This is a genomic window from Mesorhizobium sp. M7A.F.Ca.CA.002.05.1.1 (genome assembly GCF_003998335.1).
Taxonomy (GTDB): domain Bacteria; phylum Pseudomonadota; class Alphaproteobacteria; order Rhizobiales; family Rhizobiaceae; genus Mesorhizobium.
Window position 1 is genome coordinate 1 of record NZ_RZQI01000321.1, and the last position, 6,108, is coordinate 6,108.

6 protein-coding genes are annotated in these 6,108 nt (G+C 64.8%); 5 read left to right on the forward strand and 1 reads right to left on the reverse strand.

Features of this window, described 5'->3' with window-relative positions; translation table 11 throughout:
- The 5 genes from EN939_RS17360 to EN939_RS17380 all read left to right on the forward strand — a co-directional run.
- A partial coding sequence (locus EN939_RS17360; protein WP_164751043.1) for a Gfo/Idh/MocA family protein occupies positions 1-624 on the forward strand: 624 nt, incomplete at its 5' end.
- Positions 621-1,529, forward strand: coding sequence for a sugar phosphate isomerase/epimerase family protein (locus EN939_RS17365; protein ID WP_127269006.1), 909 nt, complete (start codon positions 621-623; stop codon positions 1,527-1,529). The genes EN939_RS17360 and EN939_RS17365, both read left to right, overlap by 4 nt.
- Before the next feature lie 102 nt (positions 1,530-1,631).
- Positions 1,632-2,645, forward strand: coding sequence for a substrate-binding domain-containing protein (locus tag EN939_RS17370; RefSeq protein WP_127269007.1), 1,014 nt, complete (start codon positions 1,632-1,634; stop codon positions 2,643-2,645).
- Positions 2,646-2,733: 88 nt separating this feature from the next.
- Positions 2,734-3,531, forward strand: a complete 798-nt coding sequence (locus EN939_RS17375; RefSeq protein ID WP_013530993.1) for an ATP-binding cassette domain-containing protein — start codon at positions 2,734-2,736, stop codon at positions 3,529-3,531.
- On the forward strand, positions 3,528-4,577 hold the full coding sequence (locus tag EN939_RS17380; protein WP_127269008.1) for an ABC transporter permease: 1,050 nt from the start codon (positions 3,528-3,530) through the stop codon (positions 4,575-4,577). Before EN939_RS17375 ends, EN939_RS17380 begins: the two co-directional genes overlap by 4 nt.
- 270 nt (positions 4,578-4,847) lie before the next feature.
- On the opposite strand, the gene EN939_RS17385 is transcribed toward EN939_RS17380, so the two are convergent.
- On the reverse strand, positions 4,848-6,108 hold a 1,261-nt coding region (locus tag EN939_RS17385; protein WP_164751044.1), incomplete at its 5' end, for an ATP-dependent helicase.

Below are 6,108 nucleotides of genomic sequence, written 5' to 3' on the forward strand. Positions count from 1 at the left end.
TTCCTGGACTCCGGCGCCATTGGCACGCCTACCAGCATCCACGCCGACTTTTTCGTCGCACCGCATTTCGGCGGCTTTCGCGAGGAGATGGCGCATGTGCTGTTGCTCGACATGGCGATCCACACATTCGACGCCGCCCGCTATATGGTCGCCGGCGAGCCGGCCGGCGTCTATTGCCAGGAATGGGAGCCGGCCAATTCCTGGTACCGGCAGGGATCGTCGGCCAGCGCCGTCTTCGATCTCGGCCGCGGCAAGGTCTTCACCTATGCCGGGAGCTGGTGCGCCGCCGGCTTCCGCACCAGTTGGGAAAGTACATGGCGCATCGTCGCCGAGCGCGGCAGCCTGCTCTGGGACGGCAATGACGAGCTGAGGGCAGAAGCAGTGATGCCGGGCCGCGACGGAATGTTCGACAAAACCCAGCCGATCGCGGTGCCGCCGCTCGATGCGTCCGATCGCGTCGGCGGCCATCTCGGCATTCTCCAGGATTTCGTGCACGCCATCCAGACCGGCACCGAGCCGGAAACGCGCGGCGCCGACAACATCAAGAGCCTGGCCATGGTTTTTGGCGCCATCGAAAGCGCCGAGACCGGCCGCCGCGTGACAATCGCAGAGGACGCACAATGACGCCGAACCCGCTTCTCGACATCCGGATCGGCACCATGGTGCGGGCCAATCTCGACGACCCGGCGGCTTACGTCAAACAGATCCTGCCGCTCGGCTTCGAGAGCATCCAACCCTTCTTCTGGCAGACGCTTGGCGGCAAGGACCTGGCGCTTCTCGCCGGCCAGATCCGCGAGGCGATCGGCGATGCCGACGTCACCGTGTCCTCGCTCGGCGTGTTCGGCAATCCGCTGGAAGACGGCGAGGTCGATCGCGGCGTGCTCAAGGCCTGGGAGACCGTGATCGACAACGCGCATCTGTTCGGCACCTCGATGGTCAGCGGCTTCACCGGCCGCCTGCGCGGCAAACCTCTGCCGGACAGCCTGCCGCGCTTCAAGAAGGTCTGGGGACCGCTGGCCAAACGCGCCGCCGACAAGGGCGTCCGCATCGCGTTCGAGAACTGCGCCATGGACGGCAACTGGGCCGCCGGCGACTGGAACATCGCCCACAATCCGGACGCCTGGGAGCTGATATTCAACGAAGTGCCCGATGACAATCTCGGGCTGGAATGGGAGCCCTGCCATCAACTCGTCTATCTGATCGACCCGATGCCGCAGATCCGCAAATGGGCGCCGCGCATCTTCCACGTCCACGGCAAGGACGCGACGGTGCGTTGGGACGTGATCCGCGAGCATGGCGTGTTCGGCCGACTGCCCTTCGTGCAGATGCGCACGCCGGGTTTTGGCGACAGCGACTGGACGCGGGTGATCAGCGAGTTGCGGCTGGCCGGCTACAAGGGCGCCATCGACATCGAGGGCTGGCACGACCCGGTCTATCGCGGCGATCTCGAGATCACCGGCCAGGTGCGGGCGCTGGAATATCTGAAGCAATGCAGAGGAGGGGCCACCTACCTGCCGAACCCGATGTGAGGATCGGCCGGCGGGAGGAGCCGGCCGGGATGTCTGCAACGCACATTGCCGAAGCGAATGTCGAACTCCTCGCTTGCGAGGACAAAAAGGGAGGATAAGTGCATGAGCATGACGATGAGAAGGACAGTTCTGCGCTCGACCGTCGTGGCCGCCGCCACGATGCTTGCCGCTGCGATCTCCACCTTGCCCGCGCGGGCGCTCGACGCCAAATGGTGCAAGGACGTCCACATCCGCTTCTTCGTCGGCGGCGCCGAGGGCGACGCTTTCGGCACCATCGTCTACAATGGCGCCAAGCAGGCAGAGGCCGATCTCGGGCCGAAGGTCGACTACATCTTCTCCCAGTGGGACATCGAAAAGATGGTGCAGCAACTGCGTGAGGCCGTCGCGGTCAAGCCCAACGGCATCGCCATGATGGGCCACCCGGGCGACGCGTCGATCATGCCGCTGGCCGAACAGGCGCACAAGGACGGCATCAAGATGATGTACCAGAACGTGCCGGTGCCGAAGGTGGTGGAAGCATTCGGCGGCGGCTATGTCGGCGCCCAGCAGGAGCAGCAGGGCCGCGCGCTCGGCGCCGAGGCGTTCAAGCTGGGCAAGCTGAAGGCCGGCGACAAGGCGATCATGATCGGTCCGTTCGAAAACGAAAGCCGCGGCGCGCGCGAGCGCGGCACGGTGGCGGCGCTCAAGGACGCTGGCGTCGAGGTCATCCAGTTGTCCTCTCCGCCGAGCGGCGAATGGGCGTCCGATCCCAATCTGGCCATTCCGGTGATTACCGCGGCGCTGCTCAACAATCCCGACGTCAAGGCGGTCGGCTATCCCGGCGGGCAGATGCTCGGCAATGTATCGACCTACATGCAGGCGGCCGGACGCAAGGCGGGCGAGATATTCAATTTCGGCTTCGACACCAGCCCGCAGATCGTCGAGGGCTTCAAGGGCGGCTGGGTGCAATTGACCGCCGACCAGCAGCCGTTCCTGCAGGGCTATCTGCCGATCCTCAGCCTCTGCCAGCAGGTTGTTCTGGGGCTGGCGCCGATGAATGTCGACACCGGCGCCGGTTTCGTCACGCCCGAAAATTACGAGATCGTCGCTGAGCTCGCCAAGCAGGCGCTGCGCTGACCTCCCAAGCCGCCGGCCGGGATCTCAGGCCCCGGCCGGCGGGACCGCTGGCGACGAAGCCGGCAACAGACAATCAAGCGAGGATCCGATGGCAGAACGCCTCATCGAACTGCGCGACATCAGCAAGTCCTATGGCCAGGTCTATGCGCTGGGCGGGGTCAATCTCAGCGTCGACCGCGGCGAGGTCGTCGGCCTGCTCGGCGACAATGGCGCCGGCAAGTCGACGCTGATCAAGATCCTCTCCGGCGTGGTCAAGCCGACCAGCGGCGAAATCCTCGTGCGCGGCAAGCCGGTGACCGGGTGGAGTGCGGCGCGTTCGCGCGAGGCCGGCATCGAGACGGTGTTCCAGGACCGGGCGCTGGCCGTGCAGCAGACCATCGTTCGCAACATCTTCATGGGCCGCGAACTGACCGGCTTCATGGGCTTTCTCAGGGTCAACAAGGAGATCGAGGAAGCGAGCCGGCTGATGCGCGAGATCGGCTTCACCTCGAAAGTGTTCACGCCGCAGTCGATCGTCGGCCAGCTTTCGGGCGGCGAACGCCAGGGCGTGGCGATCGCCCGCGCCATCTACAAGCAGGCCGAGCTGATCGTCCTCGACGAGCCGACGACGGCGCTGTCGCTGACCGAAACCGCCAAGGTGTTCCATTTCGTGCGCCAGGTGCGGGCGAGCGGCCGCTCGATCCTGTTCATCGGCCACAACATCCATCATGTCTTCGACATCGCCGATCGCTTCGTCGTGCTGGATCGCGGCAAGGTCGCACTGACGACCGACCGCAGCGAGGTCAAGTCGGCCGAAGATCTCATCAACTTCATGGAAGAGGTCGCGCATCCCGGCGGATTGGCCGGACTGCACGATGCCGGCGACGCGGAGCAGAGAGCACGATGAGCAAGACCATGGAGCCAGATCTGCACGAGCCGTCCGCCGGCATTGCCCGCCCCAGTGCCCAGAAAGAGTGGAAACACCCTTCCGATCACTGGATGCGCGGCTTCATCCTCGACAACCGTGCCGCGCTCGGCACGCTCGCCGTGTTCATCGTCATGATGACGGTGTTCATGATCGCCAACCCGACCGTCTTCACCACCTGGTATCTCTACCGCTCGGTGCTGACCACGCTCCCCGTTGCGCTGTTCGTGGTGGTGCCGCTGGTCTTCGTCGTCACCTGCGGTGAGATCGACCTGTCGTTTCCGGCGACGATGGGTTTTGCCTCATGGGTCTTCGCGCTGGTCGTGCAGGCCGGCTACAATCCGTTCCTCGGCATCGCCGCCGCACTCGTCACCGGCATGCTGCTCGGCTTCCTGGTCGGGTCGCTGGTGGTCTATGGCGGGCTGTCGTCGCTGATCGCGACGCTCGGCATGAATTTCCTGCTGCGAGGCCTGATCCAGATCATCAACGAAGGCAAGTCGATGGCGCTGACCAGCCTCAGCGACAGCTGGGCCTATACGATCTTCTCCAGCCAGCTCCTGGGCATTCCGGTGCAGATCTTCTGGGCCATCGGCTTCGTCGTGCTGTCGGCGATGCTCTACAACCGCCACCGCTTCGGCGCGCAGGTGAGGGTGGTCGGTGACAATCCCGACAGCGCCCAGCAGATGGGCATCGACGTCAAGCGCGTGCGGGTGAAAGTGTTTGTCTTCGTCGGCATCGGGGCCGCGATCGCCGGCACCTTCTCGGTGATGATCAACTTCACCTGGTGGCCGACCGCCGGTGATGGCTATCTGCTGCCGGTGCTGGCCTCGGTGTTCGTCGGCGGCACGCCGACCTGGGGCGGCATCGGCACCGTGGTCGGAGGCGCCATCGGCGCTGTCACCGTGTCCTTCATCCAGACCGGCGTCGTGGCGGCAGGATTGAGCGGCTTCTACGTGCAGTTCTTCAACGGCCTAATCATCATCCTGTCGCTGCTCGGTCATAAGTGGAACCAGGCGCGGTATCGGTGAGGGTTTCGTTGGAGGATCGCATGCCTTGACGATTGGCGCCGGCGCTCATCGTTTTCGTCATCCACGGGCGAAGCAAGGAGCGTAGCGACGCAGCGCAGACCCGAGGATCCATGCCGCAACTTCAACGCGTCACTACGGTGCAGAATTCTGCTCCGCTGCACTCCACGGCCAAGGTCACGGCATGGATCCTCGGGTCTCCGCGACGTCGCTTCGCTCCTGCTCCGCCCGTGGATGACGAAGGTGGGAGCTGTCCGCGGGAAAACGCCATCTTCACACCGCCGCGACAAACCCGTCCAGAACGCGTTTCTGGCCGGCCTTGTCGAAGTCGATGGTCAATTTGTTGCCTTCGATGGCCGAGATGTTGCCGTTGCCGAATTTCTGGTGGAAGACGCGGTCGCCGACGTTGAAGGGCGATGGCTTGTCGGCGACGGATTTGGCGACCAGTTCGCCATCGATGGTGCGGCCCTTGACCGAGGTGCGGCCGGCGCCGTAGCCGCTGTCCGTCTCGCCATAGCCGATGCGCTCGACCTGGTGGCCGGAGCGCGAGCCCCAGTTGCGGTCGGTCGCCTCGGTGCGGTTGGCCTGCGCGCGCTGCCAGCCCGGCGTTGCATAGGTGTTGGAGAAGGCGCCGGATTTTTCGGTATCGGCGCCGACATTGTCGAAGCGCGAGGCGCCATAGGGGTTTTGCCGTCCCGCGCCCTGGCCGCCGCGACCGGAGGCAAAAGAACCGCCGCCATAGGAATTGCCGTAGCCGCCATAGGAGTTACCGCTTTCGGCGACTTCGACATGGGCTTCCGGCAGTTCGTCGAGGAAGCGTGACGGGATGGTCGACTGCCACAGGCCGTGGATGCGGCGGTTGGAGACGAACCAAAGATGCAGGTTCTTCTTGGCACGAGTCAGGCCGACATAGGCAAGGCGGCGCTCTTCCTCCAGCCCGGAGCGGCCGCCTTCATCCAGCGCACGCTGGTGCGGGAACAGGCCTTCCTCCCAGCCGGGCAGGAAGACGGTCTCGAATTCGAGGCCCTTGGCCGAATGCAGCGTCATGATCGAGACGGCGTCGAGCCCGGCATTCTGCTCGGCGTCCATGACGAGTGCGACATGCTCAAGGAAGGAGCGCAGCGATTCGTACTCCTCCATCGAACGGATCAGCTCTTTCAAATTCTCCAGCCGGCCGGGGGCTTCGACCGAGCGGTCGTTTTTCCACATGTCGGTGTAGCCGCTCTCTTCCAAGATGGTCTCGGCGAGCTCGGTGTGCGGCGTGGTTTCCAGCGCCTTTTGCCAGCGCTCGAAATTGGCCGACACCTCGCGCAAGGCAGCGCGCGGCTTCGGCTTCAACTCGTCGCTTTCGGCCAGCTTGGCGGCGGCCTCCAGCATCGGGATGCGCAGCGCACGCGCGGTGTCGTGGATCTGGCGGATGGTGGCTTCGCCAAGGCCGCGCTTCGGCACATTGACGATGCGCTCGAAGGCGAGGTCGTCGGCGCCTTGGGCGACGACACGGAAGAAGGCCAGCGCATCGCGGATTTCCATGCGC